We start from the raw sequence: 24,439 nt of genomic DNA, 5'->3' as shown, positions 1-24,439 counted from the left end.
GGCGCCACCGACGCGCTCGATCGGCGCGACACAGTCGACATGGCCGCCGCCGCCATCATGGTCGGCCTGACCTTTTCCTGGGGCCTGAACTACGTCGCCGCCAAGATCTCCTATGCCGGCTACGATCCCGTCTTCCTGTCGATCGCACGCTCGATCATTGGCGGTTTCTGCGTCTTCCTCTGGTGCCGATGGCGTGGCATCGCTCTGTTCACCCGCGATGGCACATTGCTTGCCGGCCTTGTCGTGGGTGCGCTTTTCGGCGTCGAGTTCCTCTGCCTCTATGTCGGCCTGGAGCATACGACGGTTGCCCGCAACACGCTGCTGGTCAACACAATGCCGTTCTGGATGCTGATTGGCGGTCACCTCCTGCTTGGCGAACAGATCACCATGCGCAAGTTCCTTGGCCTGCTGCTGGCCTTCGCCGGCCTTGCCGCCGTCTTTTCAGACAAGCTTGGCGGCGGCGGGGACATGCTGTTCGGCGATCTCCTCAGTCTCGGCTCCGGATTTTTCTGGGCCTTGACCAATATTCTCATCAAACGCTCGAAACTGGTTGAAGCCAGCGCCGAGAAGCTGCTGCTCTATCAACTCGCCGGCGCGGCGGTCGTCGGCATACTGGTGTTGCCTCTCGCTGGTCCGCCAGTGCGCGATGCCTCCTTGTTGCCGACATTGGCGCTGCTTTTCCAGGCGATCTACATTGTCGCTTTCACCTATGTCCTTTGGTTCTGGCTGCTGCGTCGCTATCCCGCGTCGAGCCTGTCCAGCTTCACGTTCCTGTCGCCGGTTTTTGGTGTTTTGTGCGGTGCAATCATCTTGAACGAACCGCTGACCATTCGCATTTTTCTGGCGCTTGGCCTGATTGCGGCGGGCCTGATCATCGTCAACCGGCCGGCGCGCAAGCTGACACCGGTGTGAGAGAGATTTTTCATGCGTGACATCCTCAACGACCTCGAAGCGGGTAAGTATCTTTCCGATCCGGATCCGGTGCGGCGCGCCCAGATCCAGATGAAGACACCGCTGCCCAAGCGCTTCTACAAGACCGTTTCGGTTGCGCCGGTAGAGGAAGGTTTCGCCGTGCATCTCGATGGCAAGCCGGTGCGCACGCCGGGCAAGGCGCTGCTGGCGCTGCCGACCGAGGCGACGGCAGTGCTGGTTGCCGACGAATTCGCTGAACAGGGCGAGACGATCAATCCGGTGGCGATGCCGGTAATGCGACTGGTCAACACCGCCATCGATGGCGTCGCCAGTGACCCGCAGGCGGTGCTGGAAGACATACTGCGTTTTGCCTCATCGGACCTGCTTTGCTACCGCGCCGACGCGCCGCAGGGGCTGGTTGACCGGCAGAACGAGCAGTGGGATCCCGTCATCGATTGGGCGCGCGCTACATTGGGGGCTCGATTCAACCTTGCCGAAGGGGTCATCCATGTCGAGCAGCCGCGCGAGACGATCGCCGTTCTGGGCAGTCATCTCAATCAGCGCGCCGAGCCGCTGCGGCTGGCCGCCATCCACCTCATGACCTCGCTGACCGGTTCGGCGCTGCTGGCGCTGGCCGTCGATTTCGGTGAACTCGACGCGGAGGCCGCCTGGGCCGCCGGCCATGTCGACGAGGACTGGCAGATCGAGCAATGGGGGCAGGACGCCGAGGCGGTCGCGCGCCGTGCCGCCCGCAAGCGCGACATGATGGCCGCGGTCGGCCTCCTCGAGGCGCTCAAGGCCTGAGCCCGGACCGTTACCGCACCGCACCTAATACCAAAGTCATAATCCCATCGTCGCTCTGCCGTCGGCGGGTGCTTTCTGCCATTTTTTGCCTGATGGCTCCGCTTTTTTGAGTCTGCGTTCGGAGGAGAACGCGGGCGTTGGCGTGGCATCGAGGGCAAGGGTCTCACGGGAGGACATATCAATGGCAATGGCATCGACCGCCGGCGGAACGAGCCGCGGCATGACGCGAGAGGAGAAGAAGGTCATCTTCGCTTCCTCGCTCGGCACTGTTTTCGAATGGTACGATTTCTATCTCTATGGCTCACTGGCGGCCTTTATCGGCTCGACCTTTTTCAGCCCGACCATTCCCGAGGCGACACGCAACATCTTCGCGCTGCTGGCCTTCGCCGCCGGTTTCCTCGTGCGCCCGTTCGGCGCGCTGGTGTTCGGCCGCCTTGGTGACCTTGTCGGCCGCAAATACACATTCCTCGTCACAATGACGATCATGGGCCTGTCGACCTTCCTGGTTGGCTTGCTGCCCGGCTATGCGACTTTGGGCATCGCCGCTCCGGTGATCCTGATATTCCTGCGCATGCTGCAGGGTCTGGCGCTCGGCGGCGAATATGGTGGGGCGGCGACCTACGTTGCCGAGCACTCGCCGGATGATCGCCGTGGCTTCTACACGTCCTGGATTCAGACGACGGCGACGCTCGGGCTGTTTCTGTCGCTGATCGTTATCCTCATCGTCCAGGGATCACTGAGCAAGGAAACCTACGCTGCCTGGGGTTGGCGCATTCCGTTCATCGTTTCCTTCGTGCTGCTCGCCGTTTCGATCTGGATTCGGCTGTCGCTTTCGGAATCGCCGACCTTCCAGAAGATGAAGGACGAAGGAAGGGGATCCAAGGCGCCGCTTTCGGAAGCCTTCGGCCAGTGGAAGAATGCCAAGATCGCGCTGCTGGCGTTGTTCGGCCTTACCGCCGGCCAGGCCGTGGTCTGGTATAATGGTCAGTTCTATGCGCTGTTCTTTCTGCAGAACGTGCTCAAGGTCGACGCGCAGTCGGTCAACATCATGATCGCCGTTGCGCTGGCGCTTGGCTCGATCTTCTTCGTCGTCTTCGGCTGGCTGTCCGACAAGATCGGCCGCAAGCCGATTATCATGGCTGGCCTTGCGCTTGCCATTGTCAGCACCTTCCCGCTGTTCAAGGCATTGACCTGGGCCGCCAATCCGGCGCTTGCGAAGGCGCAGCAGAGCACGCGGGCAACGGTGACGGCGGCACCCGGAGACTGCAGGTTCCAGTTCAATCCGGTCGGTACAGCCAAGTTCACGACGTCCTGCGACATCGCGACTTCGTTCCTGACCAAGAACTCGGTTCCCTATGACGTGGTGTCGACGGCCGCGCCCGGGACGGCTGCGTCGGTCAAGATCGGTAACGAGACGGTGACATCCTACGACGCGGTTGCCGCCGGCGATCAGGCCAAGGCCAAGGACGCTGCCTTCGTCAAGGCCGTCAACATGTCGCTGCAGGACGGCGGTTATCCGTTGAAGCGGTCAGCGATCAAGGTCGCTGACCAGAAGCTCGACGCTTTCATCGCGGCCAACCCTGAGCTGAAACTTGATGCCGCCGCCATCCGCGGCGGCGAAAAGGCAGCAATGCCGACCGATCAGGCGGTCAAGGACAAGCTCTTGACCACGGATGAGGCGGCGGGCGCGCCAGAGGTCACCGTCTATAATATCCCCGGCGGCGGCGCCTTCGCCATGTTCGCCGATCCGGCGGCCGTGAACTGGCCGATGACGATCGGCATCCTGTTCCTCCTGGTGCTGCTCGTTACCATGGTCTACGGCCCGATCGCGGCGATCCTGGTCGAGATGTTCCCGACCCGCATCCGCTACACCGGCATGTCGCTGCCCTATCACATCGGCAATGGCTGGTTCGGTGGCTTGCTGCCTGCGACGGTGTTCGCGCTCAGCGCCTATAGGGGCGACATCTACTACGGCCTTTGGTATCCGGTGGTGATCGCGGCGATCACGCTCGTCATCGGCATGCTCTTCGTCAAGGACACGCTCGGCACCAACTTGCACGCCAAGGATTAGCCGATCGGATCCATGTGCCAACGAAAAAGCCCGGCGTGAGCAATCACGCCGGGCTTTTCATGTCAGTGGCCGAAAGAAGCGGATCAGCTTTTCCGATGATTTTCTTCCTCGACGGCTGCTTCGTGATACCAGCCGTCAAAATCGGCGTACGTGGTACGCAACGAAGCGAGCTCTGCCGCGAATTTCGCCTTCGCGCCTAAATTTGAGGCAGATTTGCTTGCTGCCAGAGGGAACATCAGAATTTTCGCCGACGGACGGGTGGGAGCGATTTCCATGGGCCGTCTCCTTTCTTCTTCAGGAGCTTGTCGATTCAGCTTTCCCAGAAGATAGGTCCTGCGATTCCTTTAGGCAATATGCCTACGAAAAGATCATTATTTGCCTAATATTTGTGCGATCTGCCCGTATGATCGATCGGGACCCAGTGATGAGGCGGCACAGCAAATTCGCCGCGATATCGCAGCCATTTTGCCGCACCCGCCAATGCCGGAGTGGCACACGAATTGCATTTTAGTGATCGGCAGCGCCGGCTGCCGACGGCGAACGCATGTTGACGCCGTTTGGTGTTCGGTGATCAAGCAACGAGAGGCTAGAATGACGAAATACAAGCTCGAGTACATTTGGCTCGATGGATACACCCCGGTCCCCAACCTTCGCGGCAAGACGCAGATCAAGGAATTCGCCGAATTCCCGACGCTCGAACAGCTGCCGCTGTGGGGGTTCGACGGTTCCTCGACCATGCAGGCCGAGGGCCGCAGCTCCGACTGCGTGTTGAAGCCGGTGGCGCTCTACCCGGATCCGGCCCGCACCAACGGCATTCTGGTCATGTGCGAAGTCATGATGCCCGATGGCGTCACCCCGCATGAATCGAACAGCCGCGCGACCATCCTCGACGACGAGGATGCGTGGTTCGGCTTCGAGCAGGAGTATTTCTTCTACAAGGACGGCCGTCCGCTCGGCTTCCCCGAGAGCGGCTACCCGGCGCCGCAGGGCCCGTACTATACCGGCGTCGGCTACAAGAACGTCGGCGACGTCGCGCGCAAGATCGTCGAAGAGCATCTTGACCAGTGCCTTGCGGCCGGCATCAACCATGAAGGCATCAACGCCGAGGTGGCCAAAGGCCAGTGGGAATTCCAGATCTTCGGCAAGGGCTCCAAGAAGGCCGCCGACCAGATCTGGATGGCGCGCTATCTGCTTCTGCGTCTGACCGAGACTTACGGCATCGACATCGAGTTCCACTGCAAGCCGCTTGGCGACACTGACTGGAACGGCTCGGGCATGCACTGCAACTTCTCGACCAAGTTCATGCGCGAAGTCGGCGGCAAGGCCTACTTCGAGGCCCTGATGGCACAGTTCGACAAGAACCTCATGGACCACATCGCCGTCTACGGTCCGGACAATGACAAGCGCCTGACCGGCAAGCACGAAACCGCGCCGTGGAACAAGTTCAGCTACGGCGTCGCCGACCGCGGGGCTTCTATCCGCGTACCGCATTCCTTCGTCAAGAATGACTACAAGGGCTATCTCGAAGACCGCCGTCCGAATTCCCAGGGCGACCCCTACCAGATCGCCTCGCAGGTTCTGAAGACGATTTCGCAGGTTGCGACCGACGCGTCGGTTTCGGCCGCCGCCTGATTGTTTTCGCGGCGCGGGCCATGAGATGACCCGCGCCGCAATTGCAGTGACAAGAGCCCCGGCGGGAAAACGCCGGGGCTTTTGTGCTTTTGGGGCGGGCAGCGCACGAATCCGCCATGACGGGGATTCAGGGCGTCGACGGCTATCCGCTTGATGTTTGTTCTGGACGCAGCCGACGGCACCGACCGCCATGCCGATAAGATGCCTCCCTGCGCCATCCTGTTCCGTGAGAACCTTGGTCCTTGCCAGGGCCGTTTTGGGCGGCGCCGGCCGGGTGGAATGAATTCCCCCAAAAAAAGTCAGGTTGAAAAGGGGCGGCCAAAACCGCGGCACCAGTCAGCCCCGGCTGACGTTTGGTCAACCATACCCCCGCGTCGTAGGCGCGGAAATTGCCTGAAAAGCCCGGAAAACCGCCGGTTCGAGCGTGTTTTTGCACTCAAAGGCTCTTATATAAGTCTCTGTTAAAACACCAGGATCGACCGTCTGCCCCGGTGGCTGGCAACGTTGACAGATCGCGCCGCGGCATGCGTATCGTGCCTTTGGGGTTACGCCAAAGCGATGCTGTTCGAACGGGGCGGGGTTTCTTGAACGACGGCATTGGCGGGGGCGCCGGACGAGCGGGCATTGCAGCCTGAGGCAGTGCGCCGCTCGCTCCTGGCGGCTTGCTACGCCCTGGAGCCATCCGCCAACGCCCTGCCATGGTTTTATAGTGCGATCATGAAGCCGTGTGTTTCGCCGGCGGGCACAAGCGGGCAAGGCCATACGATCCCAACACCCAAAAGCAATTCACTGATCTGACTGACCACACACATCCATCAGTGAGTGTTGAGCGCGGCAAAAAGCCCTTGAAGGGGAGATCCTTCAAGGGCTTCGCAAGCTATCCGAACGGGTTCTTAGACCGAGTAGTACATGTCGTATTCGACCGGATGCGGGGTCATCTCGAAGCGCATCACCTCGGCCATTTTCAGTTCGATGTAGCTGTCGATCTGGTCGTCGTCGAAGACGCCGCCGGCCTTCAGGAAGCCGCGGTCCTTGTCGAGGCTCTGGAGTGCCTCACGCAGCGAGCCGCAGACCGTCGGGATCTTCTTCAACTCCTTCGGCGGCAGGTCGTAGAGATCCTTGTCCATCGGCTGGCCAGGGTGGATCTTGTTCTTGATGCCATCGAGACCGGCCATCAGCATGGCGGCGAAGGCGAGGTAGGGGTTCGCGCCCGGATCCGGGAAACGGACCTCGACGCGCTTCGACTTCGGCGACGAACCGAATGGGATGCGGCAGGAGGCCGAGCGGTTGCGCGCCGAATAGGCGAGCAGAACCGGCGCTTCGTAGCCAGGCACCAGGCGCTTGTAGGAATTGGTCAGCGGGTTGGTGAAGGCGTTGATCGCCTTGGCATGCTTGATGATGCCGCCGATGTAGAACAGGCAGGCTTCGGAGAGGCCTGCATACTCATTGCCGGCGAAGGTCGGCTTGCCGCCCTTCCAGATCGACTGGTGAACGTGCATGCCTGAGCCGTTGTCGCCGAATATCGGCTTCGGCATGAAGGTGGCCGTCTTGCCGTAGGCGTTGGCGACCTGGTGCACGACGTACTTGTAGATCAGCATCTTGTCGGCGTTGCGGACCAGCGTGTCGAACTTGATGCCGAGTTCGTGCTGCGCGGCGGCGACCTCATGGTGATGCTTTTCGACGCGGACGCCCATTTCGGCGAGCACGGTCAGCATCTCGGAGCGCATGTCCTGCGCGGAATCGATCGGCGGTACCGGGAAATAGCCTCCCTTGACGCGCGGGCGGTGGCCAAGGTTGCCGGTTTCGTAATCGGTGTCGTCATTGGACGGCAACTCGGTGGAATCGAGCCTGAAGCCGGTGTTGTAGGGATCGGCCTTGTACTTGACGTCATCGAACACGAAGAATTCGGCTTCCGGACCGACATAGATGGTGTCGCCGATGCCTTCCGACTTCATATAGGCCTCGGCCTTCTTGGCCGTGCCGCGCGGATCGCGGTTATAGGATTCGCCCGAGACCGGATCTAGGATGTCGCACAGGATGACCATGGTCGACTGCGCGAAGAACGGGTCCATGTGGACCGTGTCCGGATCGGGCATCAACACCATGTCGGACTCGTTGATGGCCTTCCAGCCGGCAATCGACGAGCCGTCGAACATGACACCATCGGCGAACATGTCTTCCTCGACCTCGACGACATCCATCGTCACGTGCTGCAGCTTGCCCTTCGGGTCAGTGAAGCGCAGGTCGACGAATTTCACGTCGTTGTCCTTGATCTGCTTCATGATGTCTTTGGCTGTCGTCATGTCATGTATCCCTGTGTGATGACGTTTTTTGATGGATGACGTTTCGAACGGTGGCCGGGTCCGATCAGACCGCGTCCATTCCGGTTTCGCCGGTGCGGATGCGCACGACTTCCTCGATGTTGGAGACGAAGATCTTGCCGTCGCCGATACGGCCTGTCTGCGCCGCCTTGCGGATGGCCTCTATGGCGCCTTCGACCGCATCGTCGCCGAGCACGACCTCGATCTTCACCTTGGGCAGGAAGTCGACGACATATTCGGCGCCACGGTAGAGCTCGGTGTGGCCTTTCTGGCGTCCGAAGCCCTTGGCCTCGGTGACGGTGATGCCTTGCAGTCCGGCCTCCTGAAGCGCTTCCTTCACTTCGTCCAGCTTGAATGGCTTGATGATCGCTTCGATCTTTTTCATGTAAAAAGTGGCCTCCACTGCCAAAAAAACGGGTTGTGAGCCCCGCTTGCGCCTCCATCAAGCACGAACTGTGCCAATTCAGCGGAGCAGAAGCGGTCTCATACGATTTCAAAGCCGTACCGCGCCGGGATGCAAATTCACGTCATTCACTGCATCGGATGCGGCACCGGTCCCTTGAGTCTCCACAGTGCCAAGGGGTATTGCGGCACAATAATTGGGCATGTCGCCTAAATAGCAGGCATTTGCCGTCTGCAATGCCTCCCATCCGAACACTATGGCCGCAATCGCGCCAACTCCTCTTGGTTTGCTTCGGATCGAAAACTGGACAATGCTTGATCGAATGCGGATCGGCAATCCATGAGCGATGAACTTCTTACTTCCGTCGAAATGGGCGAGGCGGACCGAATGGCGATTGCCTCCGGTCCAGTCGCCGGCATCGGCTTGATGCGGCGCGCCGGGGAAGCGGTCGCGGCCGAGGTTTTCAACCGCTATCCCGAAGCGACCTATGTCCATGTGCTTTGCGGGCCGGGCAACAATGGCGGCGATGGCTATGTCGTCGCCCGCATCCTGGCCGACAGCGGCGTCGCCACGACGATCTGGGCGTCCGCAGCGCCGAGGCCGGAAAGCGATGCGGCGCTCGCCGCCGCGGAATGCCCGATCGCGCCTCGGCCACTGTCTGGCTTTGAAGCCGAGCCCGGCTCGATCGTGGTCGACGCGCTTTATGGGGCGGGGCTGTCCAAGCCGCTATCGGGCGACGCCGCAAGGGCGGCCGATATCGCCTCCAACCGACGTTTGCCGGTTATCGCGGTCGATCTGCCTTCGGGCGTCTCCGGCGACAGCGGCAAGGTTCTGGGCATCGCATTCACCGCGGCCGTCACCGTGACCTTCGCGCGCAAGAAACCCGGCCATCTGCTGCTGCCGGGCCGCGAGCGATGCGGTGAGATCGTGCTTGCCGATATCGGCATCGGCGACGACATCATTGCACGGCTCCGGTCCCGGGCGTTCGAGAACAGGCCGGCGCGCTGGCTGCGCGATTTTCCGGTACCGGCCGTCGACGCGCACAAATACAAACGCGGCCATGTCGGCGTCTTTTCAGGCGGACCGAGCGCCACCGGCGCGGCGCGGCTGTCGGCGCTGGCCGCGGCCCGAAGCGGGGCAGGGGCGGTGACCGTGCTGTCGCCGGGCAACGCCATGCAGGTCAATGCCGCCCATCTGACCTCGATCATGCTGCGCAAGGCAGACGATGTCGCGGACATCGAGGAATTTGCCGGCGAACGCCGTCCTTCGGCTTTCGTGCTTGGGCCCGGCTTTGGCGTCGGCGAAAAAACGCGGACCTTTGGGCTGGCACTCCTCGCCGCCGGCCAGCCACGGAATGCCGCCGCACAGGTCGACGGCCTTGTGTTCGATGCCGACGCGATCACCTCGTTTCGTGAGGCGCAGGACGTCTTGTTCGAAGCGGCGCGCAGGCAGAATGCGCCGGCGCTGGTGATGACACCACACGAAGGGGAGTTTGCCAGGCTGTTTCCCGACATAGCCGGCGATGACGCCTCGTCCAAGCTGGACAAGGCGCGCGCGGCGGCTGCACGCGCCAATGCCATTATCGTCTACAAGGGCGCCGACACGGTGATCGCCGCGCCTGATGGCCGGGCGGCAATCAATGCCAACGGCGCGGCCTGGCTTGCCACCGCCGGGTCGGGCGACGTGCTGTCGGGCATATCAGCCGGCCTGATGGCGCAAGCCATGCCGGCGTTCGAAGCAGCCTGTGCGGCGGTCTGGATCCATGCCGAGGCCGGCAGCCGGTTTGGACCGGGGCTGATTGCCGAGGATCTGCCGCTGGCGCTGGTGCCGGTTTTGCGCGAACTGGTCGAGGCACGGCGCAAGGTGCCCAACGGATGAAGCGTTTCGCGCTCACCGTTGCGGCCTTCATCACGCTGCTCATCTCGCATGGCGTGCGCGCCGAGCAGCCGGTGACCATCGTCGACGATGCGGCGGTTCTCGCTACACTCGATGCCAAGGGCTTTGGCTTCGCCGGCATTTTTGCCGTCGATGGCGCGGGCGATTTGAAGACGCTCTATGACAAGGCGCCGGCCTATCATGCGATCGTCGATACGGTGGCATCAGACATTGCCACGCTGCGGGCCGAGATGAAGGCCGGCGGGCGCACGCTCTACGAGGTCACCGACGGCAATGTCGGCCGGATCATGGACATGCGCTGGCTGAAGACGGAGGCGGCACGCTTCCGTCTGGTCGGCGTCGTCAACCGGCTCGACCGGCGTGATTTCGCTGCCTTGGAAGGCGACAAGAGCTGCGGCGAGGTGCGTTTCATCTATCGCCTCGCCTACAGCTTCAAGAAGGACGGCAAGGTCCTGGCTTCGCGGCTGCCGCTCAATTTCAACGCGGTCTACAGTGCGGCACCGGATGCCGATGGCGGCTGCGTCGGTGTTGCCGGACGCTGGACGCCGCAACTGGATGAGAGCATCGACGCTGGCTGGCTGAACGGCGGGCCGCTGGAGCGGGCCGGGCTCACCTTCAAGCAGCTCGAACTCAATGCGCAAGTCGTGCGCTTTCCCTCCGGTCAGGAGACCGAATTTGGCGGGCAGGCCGCCTACCTCATGCGGATATTCGGCATCGATGGCGCTACCGTCAGCGAGAAGCCGCTGGAAAACACACCTGATACCGTGCGGCTCTCGCAAGATGCGGCGCTGAAGAAAGAGCTTGCCCATTATGTCAGCGCCAATGTTGCGGCGGTCGATCTCGGCGTCTACGAAATCCCCGACGAATTCCTGGCCAAAAAGGTCGTCTCGTGGTCGACCTTCGGCAGCGCGCGGCAGGCCAACCATCCGTTTACGCAAATATTCCAACCCAAGGAATTCGTATCGCTCGACTATTCCTCCATGAAGCTGGTGCGCACGCCGGAGGCGCTGGTCGAGCGGCTGGACAATGGCGCCTGCCAGGGCTGCCACCAGGCGGGTTCCACGGCCGGCTTCCACCTGATCGGCGTCGACGACAAGACGACGTCGCCGCTCAACCGCATCGAGGTCGGCATCTCGCCGCATCTCCATGCCGAGATTCCCCGGCGTCAGGCCTGGCTGCGCGCAACGCAGGAAGGCAAGGAGCCGAACCGTTATCGGCCGCTGTCCTTTGCGCCGCCAGCCACCTGGGCTGATACCGGCGACGTCGACTACGCACCAGCCGAAATGGCGATGCCGTGCCTGATGCCCGAGGATGCCAAGCGTTTCGGCGCGACCTGGCAATGTGGCGGCGGCACTGTCTGCACGCCGCTGGCGACCGCGTCTGGCGTGCACACTACGCTGGCGCAATGCCTGTTGCCCAAGGGGAGCGAAAATATGTTCTCCGGCCATCCCTGCCTGACCGGGTCGATCGCCAGCAACCAGTCGCGGCCTTTCAACGACCGCTACACGATATCAGGCCGGTTCGCCGCGTTCGCACCGGGGATTTCGCGCACCGCCTATACCTGCCGGCCGCCGAAGATCGGCGTGCCGGCCGGCATCGCCTACCGCGCTTGCGACGACAAGGATCGCGACTTTGCCGCCTTCAAGAAGGGCAAGCCGATGCCGAATGAAATCTGTGGGCTGGTCGGCGGCAAGAAATTCGACACTTGCGTGGCGACCAACAATTTCGACCAGTGCCTCGGCGGCGCGGTCAATCGCGGCAACCGGCCGGCGTGTTCGGCCGATCATTTCTGCCGCGAGGATTATATGTGCCAGTCGCTGCCGCCGGACACGCCGGGCGCCCCCAAAGTCAAAGGCATCGGCTTCTGTTCGCCGACCTATTTCATCTTCCAGATGCGCATCGACAACCATGCGACGCCTTGGGCAAGCGCTACCAGCGCCACGATGGGGGCGGGGTTCGGCGCGGCGGAGGAGGAGTGAGCTGTTCGACAGCTACCTCCGTAGACCGTTTCACAGCGGGATGTTGTCGTGCTTCTTCCAGGGGTTCTGCATGTCCTTGTTGCGCAGCATCCTGAGCGCGCGCGCGATACGGCGGCGGGTCGAGTGCGGCATGATCACCTCGTCGACATAACCGCGCTCGGCGGCGACGAAGGGCGACAGGAAGCGATCCTCGTAAATCTTTGTATGGGCCGCGATCTTTTCGGCGTCGCCAATGTCCTTGCGGTAGATGATTTCCACCGCGCCCCTGGCGCCCATCACAGCGATCTGCGCCGTTGGCCAGGCATAGTTCATGTCGCCGCGCAGATGTTTTGAGGCCATCACGTCATAGGCGCCGCCATAGGCTTTTCGGGTGATGACGGTGATCTTCGGCACGGTCGCCTCGGCATAGGCGAAGAGCAACTTGGCGCCGTGCTTGATCAGCCCGCCATACTCCTGCGCGGTACCCGGCAGGAAGCCTGGAACGTCGACGAAGGTGACGATCGGGATCGAAAAACAATCGCAGAAGCGCACGAAGCGCGCCGCCTTGCGGCTGGCGTCGGAATCGAGCACGCCCGCCAGCACCATCGGCTGGTTGGCGACGAAGCCGACCGTGCGGCCCTCGACACGGCCGAAGCCGGTGACGATGTTCTTGGCGAAATTCTGCTGGATCTCGAAGAAGTCGCCCTCATCGGCGACCTTCAGGATCAGTTCCTTGATGTCGTAGGGCTTGTTGGCATTGTCGGGGATCAGCCGATCGAGCGACAGGTCGTGGTCGGTCACCGACTGGTAGCATTCGATCTCGGGAATCTCCGACGTGTTCGAAGCGGGCAAAAGATCGACCAGCCGGCGCATCTGCAGCAGTGCCTCGACATCATTGTCATAGGCGCCGTCGGCGATCGAGGATTTCGTGGTGTGGACCGAGGCGCCGCCGAGGCTTTCGGCCGTCACCGTCTCGTTGGTGACGGTCTTCACCACATCCGGGCCGGTGACGAACATGTAGGAGGTGTCGCGCACCATGAAGATGAAGTCGGTCATGGCCGGCGAATAGACGTCGCCGCCGGCGCATGGGCCCATGATCACGGAAATCTGCGGAATGACGCCGGAGGCCAGCACGTTGCGCTGAAAAATCTCGGCATAGCCGCCGAGGGCTGCCACACCCTCCTGGATGCGGGCGCCGCCGGCATCGTAGAGACCAATGATCGGCGCGCGGTTGCGCAGCGCCATCTCCTGCACCTTGATGACCTTCTCGGCATGGGCTTCCGACAGCGAGCCGCCGAACACGGTGAAGTCCTTGGCGAAGAGATAGACCGGACGGCCGTTGACCGTGCCCCAACCGGTGACGACGCCGTCGCCGGCGATCTTGGTCTTCTCCATGCCGAAATCGGTCGAGCGATGCTCGACATACATGTCGAACTCCTCGAACGAACCCTCGTCGAGAAACACCTCGATGCGTTCGCGTGCGGTCAGCTTGCCCTTCTTGTGCTGGGCATCGATGCGGGCCTGGCCACCGCCCATGCGGGCGATCTCGCGCCGACGCTCGAGTTCCTTCAGCACATCCTTCATCACTCGGTCCCCCATGCGACATACTTCTTGGCAGGCATTCGCCAGATATGGCAGAATAAGCCTATGAAGAACAACGTAGAAATATCCGAGGATTTGAGCCGCCGGATTGACATGCTCACGTCGCGCTCGACGCTGACACGCGATCAGATCACCGAGAATGCCCTTTCCCACGGACGTTCGCTGGCGTGGCAGGAAAAGTGGGTCGCAGGCGTTCAGGGGGGAATAGAGGCCGCCGACCGTGGCGACTTTGCCAATGAGGAAGAAATCGCGACGGTTCTCAACAAGTACAGTTAGGCATGAGCCTCTGTGCGAATTGTCTGGACCCGACACTATCCGATCGAGCTTGCGTCAATCGGCGACTACATCAACCAACATAACCCGCGGGCCGCTGCCCGGATTGTCAATGATATCCATCCAAAGACCGCCCGGCTGTTGTCCGCTAACCCCTTCATCGGACGGGTTGGCGAGATCAAAGGCGCGCGTGAACTGGTGATTCCCGGAACGCCCTACATCGTCGCGTATCGGGTCGCGGACACTCAGATCGAAATTCTATTTGTGCAACACGGCGCCAGGAAATGGCCGGATGAAGTTTGAGCGGACATTTCCGATCGCTCTCTAGTCGGTTTTTGCTGCGCTGCAACATTGCGCCCCTTGCATTCTGGGGCGAACTCAGCCATATGCAGCCCATAGGCGCTTGGGCCGGGAGATTCCGGCCTTCTCGACAAATGAGACTGGTTGCGTCTGTTTTCCCTCTTTCCGGTATATCGGCCCTTTTTCCGGTACATCATAAAGTGGCGAAAAAGCCCCGTGGCATGATGCCTGCGGGCACGACAGCGCAGCCGAGTGGACGACACCGTCCGCCCGCCTTGTCGTTTCATATCAAATTTTTCGACGGCAGGTTGCGCCCTGCCGCCATTGATGTTTGCGGCCGAGAAGCCGCTTGAAAGAAGATTATTTTGACCAACGAAAACACATTGCCCGGCAACGTATCCGCGGAACTCTCCGGTTTCGCGGCGCTGGGAATTACCGGTGCGCTGCTCAAGGCCACCCACAATGCCGGCTTCACCGAACCGAAGCCGATCCAGATGCAGGCCATCCCGCCGCAGATGGAAGGCCGTGACATTTTCGGCATCGCGCAGACAGGCTCCGGCAAGACCGCGGCCTTTGCGCTGCCGATCCTGTCGAAGATCATCGCGCTCGGCACCAAGCGGCGCGCCAAGACGACCCGCGCGCTCATCCTGGCACCGACCCGCGAGCTTGCGGTGCAGATCGAGGACACCATCAAGATCCTCGCCAAGGGCGCGCATGTCTCCACGGCCCTCGTGTTGGGCGGCGTTTCCCGCTTCAGCCAGGTGAAGAAGGTTGCTCCCGGCGTCGACATCCTCATTGCCACGCCGGGCCGGTTGACCGACCTGGTGCGTGAGGGCGACCTCATCCTGTCCGACACCAAATGGCTGGTGCTGGACGAGGGCGACCGCATGCTCGACATGGGCTTCATCAACGACGTCAAGCGCATCGCCAAGGCGACCGCGCCTGACCGCCAGACGGCGCTGTTCTCGGCCACCATGCCGGACGAGATCGCCGAACTGGCCAAGGGCCTGTTGAAGAACCCGGTCCGCATCGAAGTCTCGCCGCAAAGCACGGCGGCGGCCGAGATCGTGCAGGGCGTCGTCTTCGCCCGCACCAAGCAGAAGCGCCAGGTGCTGTCGACCATGCTCGCCGATGAGGCGATGAGGTCCGTCATCATCTTTTCGCGCACCAAGCATGGCGCCGACCGGGTGACCAAGGACCTCGAGCGCGATGGCTTCAAGGCCGCCGTCATCCATGGCAACAAGTCGCAAAATGCCCGTCAGAAGGCGCTGAACGATTTTCGTGACGGATCGGTGCGCATTCTGGTCGCGACCGACATCGCCGCGCGTGGCATCGATGTACCCGGCATCAGCCATGTCGTGAATTTCGACCTGCCCGACGAGGCCGAAAGCTACGTCCACCGCATCGGCCGTACCGGCCGCAACGGCATGGATGGCATCGCGATCACGCTTTGCGATCCTTCGGAAAACAGCAAGCTGCGCCAGGTCGAACGCATCATCCGCACCAAGCTGCCGATCGTTGCCGACCATCTCGGCAGCCCCGATCCGCAGCGCAATCCGGCTGAAAAGAACGAGCGCTTCGAGCCCGCCAATGATCGCAACGACCGCAATGGTCGCCGCGACGGCAGGCGGCCGGGCGGCGAGAACAAGGGCAACGGCTTCGGCAAGAAGCGCTTCGGCGACAAGCCGGCGTTTGCCGGCGAGCGCAAGCCCGAAGGCGCGAAACCCTTCAAGGGCAACAACAAGCGCCGCTTCGGGGGCAAGCGGCCGGCAGCGCGGGCTGCCTGACGACGCCTCGCGGTAACCGGTCAAACCTTGGTGGTTCGCTGGTTGCCTGCCTGATAGACAAGAGGGCGGTTGAAGCGATGCTTCGGCCGCCTCTTGTTTTTTGAACCTTACTTCGCCACCGCCTCGACCCAGACGGTAATCCGTTGCGCCAGGAAGGCCGTGGTCGATGGCGACAGCGCGTCGCCGGCGATGACATGGTTATCTGGGTCGCCGGTATCGTCGAGCGGAACCAGCTCGTGCGGCGCGCCCCAGCGGCCGGCGATTTCGCGGGTGCGGTCAGGCCGCACCACCCTGTCCGAATCCGAGAAGATGAACAGGGCAGGGATGTCAGCTTTCTCCACCGGCGCTCCATAGGCGAGTTCAGTCAGCGCCTGCATCGGCAGCGTCGCGGCAACCGGATATTTGGTGGTCCAGAATTTCTCGTGCAGAGCGTTGCGCGGCACGAAACTGCGTTCCTTGCCGATGACGAGTTCGGCGATCTGCTTTCCCCAAGGCATGGTCAGGAGCTCGGCGCCTGATGCCTTCACGCCGAAATTGGGCGAGATGAATGCAATGGCCGCCACGCCATCCGACGCACCGGGCTGTGTTGCCGCCCACGCCGCCAGCGAGCCGCCGGTCGAGGTCGAGATGACGATCACCTTGTCGCCGATCGCCCGGCCGATGGCGAGCGCCTCCTCATAGTCGTTGATCCAGGCATTGACACTGCCCTGCGTCATCGCCGCGCCGTCCTGCCCGTGACCGGTAAGGCGGGTGTAGAAGAGGTTGGCGTCGAGCTGGTCCGCCACCTCGTCGGGCAGGGGGCGGACTTCGCCTTTGGAAGCGGAAAACCCGTGGATATAGACGATCGACAGCGGCGTCTTGGCATGCACCATCGGGTTGGCCCAGACGATCTCCTTCTCCAGCCCGTCGCGTACACCGGGCACGGCGGCTTCCACCTTCGCCACATAGGCCTGCGGATCGTCGCCGATGGCGGAAGGATCGAAGCGGATCGTGGTGTCTACGGGAACGCGTGGGCCAAGGACGATGGCCAGTGCAAGGACGGCGATCAGGCCCAGCACAGCAAGCACGATCCGTCGCCCCATTGCAGACTCCACGCAACAACAACAAGCCTATGGCGGTGGCCCTGAACAGGCAACGGCCGCCCAGGCAGCCAAACCACCAATCCTGTGGGCATCCTATTCGTTCTGCGGTTTGCGGTCGTAGTTCAGTGGCCTTGCCTTCCAGCTTGTCGTCAAGCTGATCACCCATCGGCACACGGGTCGGGGCAACAGGGCAAGAAACTTCAGCGGCCAGCTCGTGCGGTACGGAAAGGTGACTTCGAAGCCACCGGATTTGATTGCCTTCACCATGCGGCGCGTCGCTCGGCTGACTGGCATCAGGCCCGGCATTGGCAACATGTTCTTTTCAGTCAGCGGCGTGTCGACAAAACCGGGGTTTATCACCTGGACGCGGATGTTCATCTTGTCGAAATCGTACTTCAGGGACTCTGCCAGGATGTTGATCGCCGCCTTGGTGCCGCCATAGGCGGCGGTGGTCGGCCAGCCGAAATAGGCGGTGACAGATCCAACCAGCACGACATGGCCGCGTGATCGCACGCGCATATGTTCCACGACCGGCACCAGCCCGTTGATGATGCCGAAATAATTGACCTCGAAGGACTTGCGAAAGTCCTTGACGACAAGAGCCTCTCCGGGCGTCGCGATGTAGTTTCCGGCATTGAAGACGGCGAGCACGATCGGCCCGAGCTCCTTCTCGATCGCGGCGACCGTCCTTGCCATGCGCGGTTCGTCGGTCACGTCACAGGGAAAAGCGGTGACGCTGCCCGGCATCTGCGCTGTCTCGACAATGAGCGTGTCGATCGGATCGTCGTCCAGCGCGGTTACCGCCACCGCGTAGCCCTGGGACGCCAGATCCCTGGCCAGCGAGCGGCCAATGCCGCTCGAGCCGCCCGTGACCCAGGCAACGCCATGTTTCGGATCGGCCCGATAGAGTGTCATGCTGCGCCCTGCCGAGTTTGTTGGTGCCTTGCTCTAGCGGTCAGGAAATCGAATGAAAAGAGTGCTTCTCGACGTCGGGTGCAAATGAACTGTACGACATCGAGCCCGGTCTAGGGGATGCAGATACACCGCAGAGCCGGAAATGCGACTGGACCAGGCAAATTCTTGCCTTGAAACCGAAGCTTCGGGTTTCTAGGGTTTCGGCGCACGCACACAAGGAATCCTGAATGCCCCGTTCTGTGATCGACGCGATCGGCAACACGCCTCTGATCCGCCTCAACAAGGCTTCCGAAGAAACCGGCTGCGAAATCCTGGGCAAGGCCGAATTCATGAATCCTGGGCAATCGGTCAAGGATCGCGCCGGCCTGTTCATCATCCATGACGCCGAACAGCGCGGCCTGTTGAAGCCGGGCGGTGTCATCGTCGAGGGCACGGCCGGCAATACCGGCATCGGCCTGACGCTGGTCGCCAAGGCGCTTGGCTATCGCACCGTCATCGTCATCCCGGATACGCAGAGCCAGGAAAAGAAGGACACGATCCGCTTGCTCGGCGCCGAGCTGATCGAGGTGCCGGCCGTGCCCTACAAGAACCCCAACAACTACGTGAAACTGTCGGGACGGCTGGCCGAGCAGATGGCCAGGAGCGAGCCGAACGGCGCCATATGGGCCAACCAGTTCGACAATGTCGCCAACCGCGACGGCCATATCCGCACCACGGCGCAGGAAATCTGGGCCCAGACCGGCGGCAAGGTCGATGGTTTCGTCTCGGCGGTGGGCTCCGGTGGAACGCTTGCCGGTGTTGCCTTCGGGCTGAAGGCCAAGAGCAAGGATGTGAAGATCGCGCTCGCTGATCCACTGGGCGCCGCGCTCTACAGTTTCTACACCAGCGGCGAATTGAAATCGGAGGGCAGCTCGATCACCGAGGGCATCGGGCAGGGGCGCATTACCGCCAATCTCGAAGGGTTCACGCCGGACTTCTCCTTTCAGGTCAAGGACGAGGACGCACTGCCGATCGTCTTCGATCTCATTCAGGAAGAAGGTCTTTGCGTCGGTGGCTCGACCGGCATCAACATTGCCGGCGCGATCCGGCTGGCCAGGGAATTAGGCCCCGGCCATACCATCGTGACCATTCTTTGCGATTACGGCACGCGCTACCAGTCGAAGCTGTTCAACCCGGAATTCCTGCGCGAGAAGAACCTTCCCGTGCCGGGCTGGATGGAACTGCAGAGCAAGATTTCGGTGCCGTTCGAAAAGGTCTCGTGATGGCGCACAAAACGGAAGCGCTGTTTCGCGACGATGCCTACCTGCGTACGGCGGATGCGACGGTTGTTGCCGTCAACGATCGTGGCGGCATCGTTCTCGATCGGACGATCTTCTACGCCACCTCGGGTGGGCAGCCGGGAGACACCGGTTATCTCGAACGCGCCGACGGCAGCCGCATCGCCATTGCAGCCACCATCACGGGTGAGACCAAGGACGAGATCATCCATGTGCCGGCGCCCGAGCAGTCGGCCCCGGCGGCTGGCGAAAAGGTCAAACTCGCCATCGACTGGGAACGCCGGCACCTGTTGATGCGCATGCACGCGGCCTGTCACCTGCTCACAGTCGTTTGCCCGTTCCCGATTACGGGTGCCGCGGTTTCCGAGGACGACAGCCGCGTCGATTTCGACATTCCGGACGCCAGCTTCACCAGGGAAGAGGTGACCGCGAGGCTGATGGATCTGGTGCGGGCCGATCATCCGATTTTCACCAGGCTGATCAGCGACGAGGAACTCGCCGCGAATCCCGGCCTGGTGAAGTCCAAGAACGTCCGGCCGCCGGTCGGCACCGGCAAGATCCGCCTGGTCTGCATCGGTGAGAATGGCACGGTCGACAGCCAGCCCTGCGGCGGCACGCATGTGAAAAGCACGCGCGAAATCGGCGAAATCCACATTGGCAAGATCGAAAAGAAAGGCCGTGAGAACAGGCGCTTCCGCATCCGCTTCGGCCCGATGCCGGCCGCCTGACACGTAACCCTTTGCCTTACCCGGGAGAACCAAAAATGGCAGAAGACAGTCCTTTTATCGTCGATGCGGACTGGCTGCAGGGACGCCTGGGCGAGCCCGGCCTGACAATCGTGGACGCATCCTGGTACTTGCCGGCGCAGAAGCGTGACGCGCGTGCCGAGTATGAAGCCGCCCACATCCCCGGCGCCCGCTTTCTGGACCAGGATGCGGTTTCGGATCCTGACGCCGCCTTGCCGCATACGCTGCCGTCGCCTCGGCATTTCGCGCAATATGTCGGAGCGATGGGCGTCTCGGCCGACGACACCATCGTCATTTATGACGGTCCGGGGTTCTTCTCGGCACCCCGGGCATGGTGGATGTTCCGCATCATGGGTGTTTTCCAGGTCTACATTCTCGACGGCGGCTTCGACGGTTGGAAGGCGGCCGGGCGGCCCGTCACGGCCGAGCCGACAAGGATCGCGCCGAGTGTGTTCCACGCCGATTTCGACCCCGGTCGCGTCGCCAGCCTCGCCGACATGCGCCGGATCGTCGAAACCGGCGCCAGCCAGATTGCCGATGCCCGTGGACCCGGCCGCTTCACCGGTGCGGAGCCCGAACCCCGTGCCGGCGTCCGTTCAGGCCATATGCCGGGTGCGCGCAATGTGCCGTATTCCGCACTGTCGGAGAATGGTTCGCTGCTGTCGAAGGACCGTTTGCGCAAGGTGATCGAGGATGCCGGCATTGACCTGTCGAAGCCCATCGTCACGTCTTGCGGCTCCGGTGTCACCGCAGCGGTGATTACGCTCGCCCTGGAGACGCTTGGCCACACCGACAACAGGCTCTATGACGGCTCGTGGACCGAGTGGGGCGGGCTCTCCGACACACCTGTCGCAACTGGCCCCGCGAAGACCGGCCCAGCGAAAACTGGCAAGGAATGAACGCGATGGAAAACGGCGTGCTGCAGGATATTGAAGTCACGGTGACTTTTCTAGAAATGCATGCCCCTCCCGCCGTCTCGCCGCCAGTGCCCTACAACCGGCAGGTTGCGCTGTTGAAGACCAGGGACATTCCCTTGCATTTTTATCGCTACCTGATGGACCGGGTTGGACGCAAATGGCACTGGGTGAATGTTCTCAGGCTGAATGACGATGAACTTTCGGCCGGCATCCACCGTGAGGATCGCGACATCAGGGTGCTTTATCTCGACGGCGCGCCGGCGGGTTTCTTCGACATCAAGCCGCATTTGCCGGAGGAAGTCGAACTTGCCTATTTCGGCATGATGGAACATGCCACCGGGCAGGGCCTCGGCCGCTGGTTCCTGGGTTCGGCTATTGCGGCCGCGTGGGCATATGGCCCGAAACGGGTGACGGTGCAAACCTGTACGCTTGACCACCCGGCGGCACTCCCACTTTACCAGAAGCTCGGTTTCAGGCCGGTCGCGCAGAAGAAAGAGGTCGTGCACCCGCTGCCTTTCGCCGAGCGTTCGGCCAGCGTCATGCGGCCGTAACGCCACCGGGAATCTGAACCTTTCGTTCATCGGCGCTTCAGCCTGCCTTTGGCATGTTGCCCGCATCGTCAATGCGGCAGATGCCGAAGGAGAAAAGATATGCTGACACGCCGTACACTGGCCGCCGCGCTGATCGCTGCGATTGCCATGCCGAGCCTTGCCGCCGCCCAGGCGACGACGCCTTCCGCCGCCACGATCGAGCGCAAGCTGGAGGCGGCGCCCCGGGTGAAGCTGCGGCCGAACGAGCGCGTCACCATCCGCGAATTCAAGCGCCGGCCGGATCTGCGCCGCATGGCGCGCTCGATCGACATCCAGTCGATCAATTTCGCATTCGGCTCGGCAGCGATTTCCAGCTCGCAATACGACAAGATCGAGACTATCGCCAATGCGCTCCGGCGCATCCTGCGCCGCGATCCCGGTGCGCGCGTGCTGATCGAGGGGCATACCGATGCCGTCGGATCCTTTCAGTCGAACCAGGTACTGTCCGAACAGCGCGCCGCCTCGCTGAAGCGCACGCTGGTGCGCGAATTCGGCGTGCCCGGCTATGCCCTCGAGACCGTCGGCTACGGCGAGGAGTTCCTGCTCGTGCCGACGCAGAACGAAAACTGGCAGAATCGCAGGGTGACGTTGCGGCGCTTCGACGATTTCATCCGCTGATTCGGGGTTTCGCTGGCTTTATCTGGCCGGCTTATCTCATGGATCTGGCGCGATCAGTGTTGTTGGCATGAGGGATCGATCGCAGACATCGGATCGGTCCCTCGATCCTTGGCAAGAATCGGGTGGGACGCATCGGCCAGAGCTCATAATTTCCGGTCGACGAGCCGGAGATTTACATGATGACCATTCAGTTCAAGGCACTATCCACCGAACATGTCAGAGCCCTGCAGCGTGGTGGACCCGATGCTTACGGCCACACGCCAGAGCGGAACATCTCCGACGGCGATGGCGTGCCTTGCAGGCACTGTCTCAAGAACATCGCAGCCGGCGACGCCTATCTTGTCCTGGCTTTCCGGCCTTTCCCGCGTCTTCAACCCTATGCCGAGACCGGCCCGATCTTCCTGCATGCGGAAGAGTGCGAGCGCGCGGCCGAGACAAATGCGCTACCCGAAATCCTCGAAAGTCCGGACTACATCGTGCGCGGCTATGGTAGGGACGACCGTATCGTCTACGGCAGCGGCGCTGTGACCCCGACCGGGGCGATTGCCGCAAGGGCCGAGATCTTGTTCGAGCGCGACGATATTGCCTATGTGCATGTCCGCTCGGCGCGCAACAACTGCTATCAATGCCGGATCGAACGGGCCTGAACCGCGCGGACCGGCAGAAAGCTCTGTCGTACTCCCGTCGCATAGATACGATAGAAAGCGATTGTCGATGGATTGGCCGACCGCGGATGAACCGGCGGCAATCCCGATATCGAGGAAGCGGGGCTTTGGCTCCGCTTTTTTGTTGCTGTTCAGCACGAAAGTCTTCAACGCAAAGAAAAAGCCCGCCGGCTGGGCCGACGGGCTGCAACTATTGCCTGGAGGGCCTTTTAGTTGAACTTGTACTTCAAGCCCAGACGCACGGTCTGGAACGAAGGGGTATCTTCCAAGATGCCGTCGGAGCCGAAATCTTCCTTCGCATAGTGCGAATAGCGGTATTCGAGGCCAACGGTCATATTGTTGGAAACGGCCGTTTCAAGACCACCGCCAACCGAGAAGCCACTGGAACCCCAGTCATAGATATCGCCGCTGGGGCCGCCAGGTGCAGATGCATGGAGGTTGAAGTGCTGCCAGCTATAGCCCCCGATCACATAGGCAAGCGTCGACTCATTGACCTTGGCGCCGACTCGGGCGAGCGCATCGAATCCATAGTCGGCGTCACCCTTGATCGATCCGCCAAAAATATCGAGCTTGGTCCGGATGCCTGAGTAGCGACCGTCAAGCTGGACACCCGCGACCCAGGTGCCGAAATCATGGTCGTAGCCGATGCTGCCTTCACCGAAGACACCTTCGCCCCCGATGCCATTCAGCTCAAGTGCGCCGCCGAGAGTCAGATCATGCACCATTGTGCCGGCGCCAAGCGCGCCACCAACGTAGAAGCCGGTCCAGTTGTAGGCTGGAGCCACGAAAGAAGCGCCGCCGCCATTCTGAGCGCCAAAGCGATAGTTGGCAGCAACATGGAACGTGTGCGTTGACGGCTCCACGTTCAGCGAGCCGGCGCCGAAGTCAAGAACCGACTTGTCGCCGTAGTCGGCATAACGATATTCGGTCTTGAGCGTCCAGTTGCCGCGCAGCACGGTTTCCATGCCGACGCCAAGAACATAGCCGCCGCGATTCTCGGTGAAATCGAGCCCATCGGCGTCGCCAGACCCGTCCAGCTTGAAATGCTGCCAGCTGTAGCCGCCGAGCACATAGCCGAGCGTGCTCGGATTGAGGAGATAGCCGGCGCGCAGGCCGACGTCGAAGCCGTAGGAATTCGTGAGGTCGATATCGGCACCTGGAACGCTCAGCGAAGGGCCGATATTGCCGTAGTTGGCATCGATGAAACCGCCGAGCAGGAAACGCTCGTTGACCATGTAGTCATAGCCGGCGGTCAGTTCGCCGAACACGCCGTTCCCACCGATGCCGTTGAAGCTTGCACCCGGAGCGCTGACCTTGTGCACGGTCGCGCCAAAGCCCCCGCCGATGCCGATATAGGCGCCGCTCCAGTTGAAGCCGCTTGCCTCGATCGGCTGTACGACGTCTGCCGCGTGGGCCGCGGACATTAGCGCCACGACAGAAACAGCACCGAGGAGAAAAGATTTCGCGGAAACGCGAGTAAGCATAGCCCGTACCCCTAATAATAAACCCGGGCTGTTCCTAACAGGGAGTCTGTCAATTTGGGTATGACAAAAATGCAACAGTCTCGGGCAACCTGCCTCTGCAGCGGACACCGATCTGCCGGGTAATCGGGCATCGGCCTGGATGGGCCAGCAAAAAGCCCGCCGGAGAGAACCGGCGGGCAAAAATCC

Annotated in this window: 23 protein-coding genes; 15 read left to right on the top strand and 8 right to left on the bottom strand. The window is 61.9% G+C overall.

The window, feature by feature from the left end; genetic code table 11:
- The first annotated feature begins 39 nt into the window (after positions 1 to 39).
- Positions 40 to 912 carry a DMT family transporter gene (locus AC07SZ_RS28095; RefSeq protein WP_056568077.1) on the top strand — a complete coding sequence of 291 codons (873 nt, stop codon included), beginning with the start codon at positions 40 to 42 and terminating at the stop codon, positions 910 to 912.
- Positions 913 to 924: 12 nt separating this feature from the next.
- A complete protein-coding gene (locus tag AC07SZ_RS28090; protein WP_494916814.1) occupies positions 925 to 1,716 on the top strand; it encodes an ATP12 family chaperone protein in 792 nt (263 codons plus the stop codon).
- 36 nt (positions 1,717 to 1,752) lie between these two features.
- On the opposite strand, the gene AC07SZ_RS28085 is transcribed toward AC07SZ_RS28090, so the two are convergent.
- Positions 1,753 to 1,962 carry a hypothetical protein gene (locus tag AC07SZ_RS28085; protein ID WP_162258900.1) on the bottom strand — a complete coding sequence of 70 codons (210 nt, stop codon included), beginning with the start codon at positions 1,960 to 1,962 and terminating at the stop codon, positions 1,753 to 1,755.
- Here AC07SZ_RS28085 and AC07SZ_RS28080 point away from each other — a divergent pair.
- Positions 1,898 to 3,787, top strand: a complete 1,890-nt coding sequence (locus tag AC07SZ_RS28080) for an MFS transporter (protein WP_494916812.1) — start codon at positions 1,898 to 1,900, stop codon at positions 3,785 to 3,787. The genes AC07SZ_RS28085 and AC07SZ_RS28080 overlap by 65 nt on opposite strands.
- 83 nt (positions 3,788 to 3,870) lie before the next feature.
- Here the strand turns inward: AC07SZ_RS28080 and AC07SZ_RS28075 are convergent, their stop codons facing one another.
- Complete coding sequence (locus tag AC07SZ_RS28075) at positions 3,871 to 4,062, bottom strand: DUF2735 domain-containing protein (protein ID WP_081294729.1); 192 nt, start codon at positions 4,060 to 4,062, stop codon at positions 3,871 to 3,873.
- A 316-nt stretch (positions 4,063 to 4,378) separates the two neighbouring features.
- Between AC07SZ_RS28075 and AC07SZ_RS28070 the strand changes: the two genes are divergently transcribed.
- On the top strand, positions 4,379 to 5,419 hold the full coding sequence (locus AC07SZ_RS28070; protein WP_065005076.1) for a glutamine synthetase beta-grasp domain-containing protein: 1,041 nt from the start codon (positions 4,379 to 4,381) through the stop codon (positions 5,417 to 5,419).
- Between the two features lie 893 nt (positions 5,420 to 6,312).
- On the opposite strand, the gene glnA is transcribed toward AC07SZ_RS28070, so the two are convergent.
- Together glnA and AC07SZ_RS28060 are read right to left on the bottom strand one after the other, a co-directional pair.
- Entirely contained in the window at positions 6,313 to 7,722 is a 1,410-nt protein-coding gene (gene glnA / locus AC07SZ_RS28065; RefSeq protein ID WP_056568012.1) for a type I glutamate--ammonia ligase, read from the bottom strand.
- Positions 7,723 to 7,786: 64 nt separating this feature from the next.
- On the bottom strand, positions 7,787 to 8,125 hold the full coding sequence (locus AC07SZ_RS28060) for a P-II family nitrogen regulator (protein WP_006205430.1): 339 nt from the start codon (positions 8,123 to 8,125) through the stop codon (positions 7,787 to 7,789).
- Positions 8,126 to 8,482: 357 nt separating this feature from the next.
- Here AC07SZ_RS28060 and AC07SZ_RS28055 point away from each other — a divergent pair, with 357 nt between their 5' ends.
- A complete protein-coding gene (locus tag AC07SZ_RS28055) occupies positions 8,483 to 10,021 on the top strand; it encodes an NAD(P)H-hydrate dehydratase (RefSeq protein ID WP_494916809.1) in 1,539 nt (512 codons plus the stop codon).
- Positions 10,018 to 12,018, top strand: a complete 2,001-nt coding sequence (locus tag AC07SZ_RS28050; protein ID WP_494916807.1) for a hypothetical protein — start codon at positions 10,018 to 10,020, stop codon at positions 12,016 to 12,018. The genes AC07SZ_RS28055 and AC07SZ_RS28050 overlap by 4 nt, the downstream gene beginning before the upstream one ends.
- A gap of 30 nt (positions 12,019 to 12,048) precedes the next feature.
- Here AC07SZ_RS28050 and AC07SZ_RS28045 read toward each other — a convergent pair whose 3' ends face one another.
- Positions 12,049 to 13,581 (bottom strand): acyl-CoA carboxylase subunit beta, encoded by a 1,533-nt coding sequence (locus AC07SZ_RS28045; protein WP_494916841.1) that lies wholly within the window; start codon positions 13,579 to 13,581, stop codon positions 12,049 to 12,051.
- A gap of 63 nt (positions 13,582 to 13,644) precedes the next feature.
- On the opposite strand from AC07SZ_RS28045, the gene AC07SZ_RS28040 reads away from it, so the two are divergent.
- From AC07SZ_RS28040 to AC07SZ_RS28030, 3 genes are all read left to right on the top strand, one after another.
- Positions 13,645 to 13,875, top strand: coding sequence for a transcriptional regulator (locus AC07SZ_RS28040; RefSeq protein ID WP_494916805.1), 231 nt, complete (start codon positions 13,645 to 13,647; stop codon positions 13,873 to 13,875).
- Positions 13,876 to 13,887: 12 nt separating this feature from the next.
- Positions 13,888 to 14,175 (top strand): type II toxin-antitoxin system RelE/ParE family toxin, encoded by a 288-nt coding sequence (locus AC07SZ_RS28035; protein WP_494916803.1) that lies wholly within the window; start codon positions 13,888 to 13,890, stop codon positions 14,173 to 14,175.
- A 362-nt stretch (positions 14,176 to 14,537) separates the two neighbouring features.
- Complete coding sequence (locus AC07SZ_RS28030) at positions 14,538 to 15,959, top strand: DEAD/DEAH box helicase (RefSeq protein ID WP_056567996.1); 1,422 nt, start codon at positions 14,538 to 14,540, stop codon at positions 15,957 to 15,959.
- 107 nt (positions 15,960 to 16,066) lie between these two features.
- Here AC07SZ_RS28030 and AC07SZ_RS28025 read toward each other — a convergent pair whose 3' ends face one another.
- The gene (locus tag AC07SZ_RS28025; protein WP_172373911.1) at positions 16,067 to 17,041 is read right to left on the bottom strand and encodes an alpha/beta hydrolase; all 975 of its coding nucleotides are present in this window, start codon (positions 17,039 to 17,041) and stop codon (positions 16,067 to 16,069) included.
- Between the two features lie 93 nt (positions 17,042 to 17,134).
- A complete protein-coding gene (locus tag AC07SZ_RS28020; RefSeq protein ID WP_494916800.1) occupies positions 17,135 to 17,956 on the bottom strand; it encodes an SDR family oxidoreductase in 822 nt (273 codons plus the stop codon).
- Positions 17,957 to 18,183: 227 nt separating this feature from the next.
- Here AC07SZ_RS28020 and AC07SZ_RS28015 point away from each other — a divergent pair, with 227 nt between their 5' ends.
- The 6 genes from AC07SZ_RS28015 to AC07SZ_RS27990 all read left to right on the top strand — a co-directional run bounded on the left by AC07SZ_RS28015 (position 18,184) and on the right by AC07SZ_RS27990 (position 22,751).
- Positions 18,184 to 19,218 (top strand): cysteine synthase A, encoded by a 1,035-nt coding sequence (locus AC07SZ_RS28015; protein ID WP_494916798.1) that lies wholly within the window; start codon positions 18,184 to 18,186, stop codon positions 19,216 to 19,218.
- On the top strand, positions 19,218 to 19,961 hold the full coding sequence (locus AC07SZ_RS28010; protein WP_494916796.1) for an alanyl-tRNA editing protein: 744 nt from the start codon (positions 19,218 to 19,220) through the stop codon (positions 19,959 to 19,961). The genes AC07SZ_RS28015 and AC07SZ_RS28010 overlap by 1 nt, the downstream gene beginning before the upstream one ends.
- A 35-nt stretch (positions 19,962 to 19,996) precedes the next feature.
- Positions 19,997 to 20,878 carry a 3-mercaptopyruvate sulfurtransferase gene (gene sseA / locus AC07SZ_RS28005; protein ID WP_056567982.1) on the top strand — a complete coding sequence of 294 codons (882 nt, stop codon included), beginning with the start codon at positions 19,997 to 19,999 and terminating at the stop codon, positions 20,876 to 20,878.
- A 5-nt stretch (positions 20,879 to 20,883) separates the two neighbouring features.
- Entirely contained in the window at positions 20,884 to 21,447 is a 564-nt protein-coding gene (locus AC07SZ_RS28000) for a GNAT family N-acetyltransferase (protein ID WP_056567979.1), read from the top strand.
- A 99-nt stretch (positions 21,448 to 21,546) separates the two neighbouring features.
- Positions 21,547 to 22,104, top strand: a complete 558-nt coding sequence (locus AC07SZ_RS27995) for an OmpA family protein (protein ID WP_172373907.1) — start codon at positions 21,547 to 21,549, stop codon at positions 22,102 to 22,104.
- Positions 22,105 to 22,283: 179 nt separating this feature from the next.
- Complete coding sequence (locus AC07SZ_RS27990) at positions 22,284 to 22,751, top strand: DUF1203 domain-containing protein (protein WP_172375145.1); 468 nt, start codon at positions 22,284 to 22,286, stop codon at positions 22,749 to 22,751.
- A 227-nt stretch (positions 22,752 to 22,978) separates the two neighbouring features.
- Here the strand turns inward: AC07SZ_RS27990 and AC07SZ_RS27985 are convergent, their stop codons facing one another.
- Positions 22,979 to 24,253 carry an outer membrane protein gene (locus AC07SZ_RS27985; protein ID WP_494916838.1) on the bottom strand — a complete coding sequence of 425 codons (1,275 nt, stop codon included), beginning with the start codon at positions 24,251 to 24,253 and terminating at the stop codon, positions 22,979 to 22,981.
- Between the last annotated feature and the right edge of the window lie 186 nt (positions 24,254 to 24,439).

Source organism: Mesorhizobium sp. GW821-FHT07A06 (assembly GCF_059419085.1).
This window is presented reverse-complemented; position numbering and strand designations above follow the sequence as displayed.

Excerpts from the sequence above, each read along its gene's own strand:
- AC07SZ_RS28095 (WP_056568077.1), top strand. The coding sequence starts at position 40 with ATGGCCGCCGCCGCCATCATGGTCGGCCTGACCTTTTCCTGGGGCCTG.
- AC07SZ_RS28090 (WP_494916814.1), top strand. The coding sequence starts at position 925 with ATGCGTGACATCCTCAACGACCTCGAAGCGGGTAAGTATCTTTCCGAT.
- AC07SZ_RS28080 (WP_494916812.1), top strand. The coding sequence starts at position 1,898 with ATGGCAATGGCATCGACCGCCGGCGGAACGAGCCGCGGCATGACGCGA.
- AC07SZ_RS28085 (WP_162258900.1), bottom strand. The coding sequence starts at position 1,962 with ATGACCTTCTTCTCCTCTCGCGTCATGCCGCGGCTCGTTCCGCCGGCG.
- AC07SZ_RS28075 (WP_081294729.1), bottom strand. The coding sequence starts at position 4,062 with ATGGAAATCGCTCCCACCCGTCCGTCGGCGAAAATTCTGATGTTCCCT.
- AC07SZ_RS28070 (WP_065005076.1), top strand. The coding sequence starts at position 4,379 with ATGACGAAATACAAGCTCGAGTACATTTGGCTCGATGGATACACCCCG.
- glnA (WP_056568012.1), bottom strand. The coding sequence starts at position 7,722 with ATGACGACAGCCAAAGACATCATGAAGCAGATCAAGGACAACGACGTG.
- AC07SZ_RS28060 (WP_006205430.1), bottom strand. The coding sequence starts at position 8,125 with ATGAAAAAGATCGAAGCGATCATCAAGCCATTCAAGCTGGACGAAGTG.
- AC07SZ_RS28055 (WP_494916809.1), top strand. The coding sequence starts at position 8,483 with ATGAGCGATGAACTTCTTACTTCCGTCGAAATGGGCGAGGCGGACCGA.
- AC07SZ_RS28050 (WP_494916807.1), top strand. The coding sequence starts at position 10,018 with ATGAAGCGTTTCGCGCTCACCGTTGCGGCCTTCATCACGCTGCTCATC.
- AC07SZ_RS28045 (WP_494916841.1), bottom strand. The coding sequence starts at position 13,581 with ATGAAGGATGTGCTGAAGGAACTCGAGCGTCGGCGCGAGATCGCCCGC.
- AC07SZ_RS28040 (WP_494916805.1), top strand. The coding sequence starts at position 13,645 with ATGAAGAACAACGTAGAAATATCCGAGGATTTGAGCCGCCGGATTGAC.
- AC07SZ_RS28025 (WP_172373911.1), bottom strand. The coding sequence starts at position 17,041 with ATGGGGCGACGGATCGTGCTTGCTGTGCTGGGCCTGATCGCCGTCCTT.
- AC07SZ_RS28020 (WP_494916800.1), bottom strand. The coding sequence starts at position 17,956 with ATGACACTCTATCGGGCCGATCCGAAACATGGCGTTGCCTGGGTCACG.
- AC07SZ_RS28015 (WP_494916798.1), top strand. The coding sequence starts at position 18,184 with ATGCCCCGTTCTGTGATCGACGCGATCGGCAACACGCCTCTGATCCGC.
- AC07SZ_RS28010 (WP_494916796.1), top strand. The coding sequence starts at position 19,218 with ATGGCGCACAAAACGGAAGCGCTGTTTCGCGACGATGCCTACCTGCGT.
- sseA (WP_056567982.1), top strand. The coding sequence starts at position 19,997 with ATGGCAGAAGACAGTCCTTTTATCGTCGATGCGGACTGGCTGCAGGGA.
- AC07SZ_RS28000 (WP_056567979.1), top strand. The coding sequence starts at position 20,884 with ATGGAAAACGGCGTGCTGCAGGATATTGAAGTCACGGTGACTTTTCTA.
- AC07SZ_RS27995 (WP_172373907.1), top strand. The coding sequence starts at position 21,547 with ATGCTGACACGCCGTACACTGGCCGCCGCGCTGATCGCTGCGATTGCC.
- AC07SZ_RS27990 (WP_172375145.1), top strand. The coding sequence starts at position 22,284 with ATGACCATTCAGTTCAAGGCACTATCCACCGAACATGTCAGAGCCCTG.
- AC07SZ_RS27985 (WP_494916838.1), bottom strand. The coding sequence starts at position 24,253 with ATGCTTACTCGCGTTTCCGCGAAATCTTTTCTCCTCGGTGCTGTTTCT.